The following is a 2,071-nucleotide window of genomic DNA, read 5'->3' on the forward strand; positions in this document are numbered from 1 at the left end:
AGGGTGCCCCCCACCGCTTTCAAGCCCGCCCCCAAGGTGGAATCTGCTGTGATTCGCCTCACCCCCCGCCCCGCCCCCACCCCCGTCCGGGATCCCTGCTGGTTTAACCACCTCCTTCGACAGGGGTTCTCCACCCGCCGCAAGAAGCTTGTCAATGCCCTGGGAAGCTTGGTGGAGCGAGAAGCGGTTGCAGCAGCTTTGGCTCAGCTCCGCCTCAACCCCGATGCCCGCGCCGAAGAGCTGGCCCTGCCCCACTGGCTGGCCTTGAGCGACCTGCTGCTGGAGAAAGCGCCCAAAAGGGCTGTTGTTCTTCAAGAGGGGCAGGAACCGGGGTAGGGTGAGAGAGGGAAGCTCAGTTGGACGAACCCAAACATCCTCTGGGGTTTTTGAAGTCCCTTCCCGATCTTGTTCTGGATCCCTTTCGTCAATGCAGGTGCATCCATGCAAAGCAACCAAGGCAAGCAAATCCTCTTGACCGGCGGCACAGGCGGGCTGGGTTTGGGGGTGGTTCCCGTGGTGCTGGCCAGCGGCGCAGAGCTGACCTTGACCTATCGACAAGAAAAAGATCTCACCATTTTGCGGGAGCGCCTGCCGGCCAATGCTCTGGATCGGGTTCGCTTTGTGCAAGTGGATTTAACAGATGAGGCGGCGGTTGCCCGCGTCATTGCCGACCTACCCCGCGTGGATGGGCTGATCCACCTGGTGGGGGGCTTTGCCATGGGCCCCACCCACGAGTACAGCTTGGCGGACTGGTATCGCGACTTCGACCTCAACCTCACCACCACATTCCTGACCTGCAAGCACAGCCTGCGCAGAATGTGGCAACAGGGCTATGGGAGGATTGTAACGGTGGGATCCCGAGGAGCGGTGGAGCCGGGCCCGCAATTGGCCGCCTACTGCGCTTCCAAAGCAGGGGTGGTGGCCCTGACCCGCACCATTGCCGCCGAAACCCAAGGCACCGACATCACGGCCAACGTCATCCTGCCCAGCATCATCGACACGCCGGCCAACCGAGCTGCCATGGGATCCGAGCGAGCCAAGCTGTGGGTCAAGCCAGAGTCCATCGGGCAGGTGATCGCCTTTTTGGTCTCAGAAGCAGCGCGGGATCTGCGAGGGGCGGTGATCCCGGTGTATGGCAACATCTAGGCAACTGGTTGACCGGGCCACAAGCCGCCATTCATGATACAGAATATGCACTTATCCCTATCCAGTTCTTTTCCATGCTGAAGCGATTATTCTTGGGTGGTTTGCGCCGGCAAATCGGTCGCATTGAGGTGGCAGGGGCCATTGATGGCAAAACTCGCGAGCGGGTTCTCAAGGCCCTGAAAGAGGTGGAAGAAAACCAGATCCCTGCCGTGGTGCTGCGCATCGATAGTCCAGGTGGGACGGTGGCCGACTCCCAAGAAATCTACAATGCCCTCTTGCGTTTGCGAGAGAAAAAGGGCACCCGTATTGTCGCCAGCTTTGGCAACATTGCCGCCTCTGGGGGGGTTTATATTGCCATGGGAGCCGAAAAAATTGTCGCCAACCCAGGAACGATCACCGGTAGCATTGGTGTGATCATTCGAGGCAACAATATCGAACGCCTCCTGGATAAGGTGGGGATTTCATTTAAGGTAATTAAGTCTGGCCCCTACAAAGATATTCTCTCGTTTGATCGCGAGCTGACCCCAGAAGAGCGAAACATCCTGCAAGAGTTGATCGACATTACCTACGGCCAGTTTGTGCAGACGGTTGCTGCTGCCCGCAAGTTAAGTTTGAATGTGGTCAAAACTTTTGCCGATGGTCGCATTTTCAGCGGAGAGCAGGCCCTTCACTTGGGTGTGGTGGATCGCTTGGGCACAGAAGAAGATGCCCGCCTTTGGGCGGCAGAGCTGGCGGGTTTGCCGACGGATGCGAAGTTCTACGACCTGCTCCCCCGGCGCAGAGGTTGGTCTCGATTTCTGCCGGCAGCAGAAGCCTTGGCCCGTCTGCAGTTTGAAGTGAGCACCTCGGGCTTGCCCCTGTGGCTTTACCAAAAAAACTGGGTCTAAAGCCCCGCCCTAGGGCCTACGGCCCGCTGACGCGACTA

General features: G+C 58.8%; 3 protein-coding genes. All 3 read left to right on the forward strand.

Annotation, left to right across the window (positions count from 1 at the left end):
- Window positions 1-336, forward strand: a 336-nt coding sequence (locus NW856_RS12425; protein ID WP_414400524.1) for an rRNA adenine N-6-methyltransferase family protein, incomplete at its 5' end; no start/stop codon positions are given.
- Between the two features lie 105 nt (window positions 337-441).
- Complete coding sequence (gene fabG, locus NW856_RS12430) at window positions 442-1,146, forward strand: 3-oxoacyl-ACP reductase FabG (RefSeq protein WP_414400525.1); 705 nt, start codon at window positions 442-444, stop codon at window positions 1,144-1,146.
- A gap of 74 nt (window positions 1,147-1,220) precedes the next feature.
- On the forward strand, window positions 1,221-2,033 hold the full coding sequence (sppA, locus tag NW856_RS12435; RefSeq protein WP_414355892.1) for a signal peptide peptidase SppA: 813 nt from the start codon (window positions 1,221-1,223) through the stop codon (window positions 2,031-2,033).
- Window positions 2,034-2,071 lie beyond the last annotated feature (38 nt).

The sequence above is a fragment of the Synechococcus sp. R3-13 genome, from assembly GCF_047462195.1.
Taxonomy (GTDB): Bacteria; Cyanobacteriota; Cyanobacteriia; order Thermostichales; family Thermostichaceae; genus Thermostichus.

What these genes read in the sequence shown, in the direction of transcription:
- sppA (WP_414355892.1), top strand. Translation starts at nt 1,221, where the DNA reads ATGCTGAAGCGATTATTCTTGGGTGGTTTGCGCCGGCAAATCGGTCGC.
- fabG (WP_414400525.1), top strand. Translation starts at nt 442, where the DNA reads ATGCAAAGCAACCAAGGCAAGCAAATCCTCTTGACCGGCGGCACAGGC.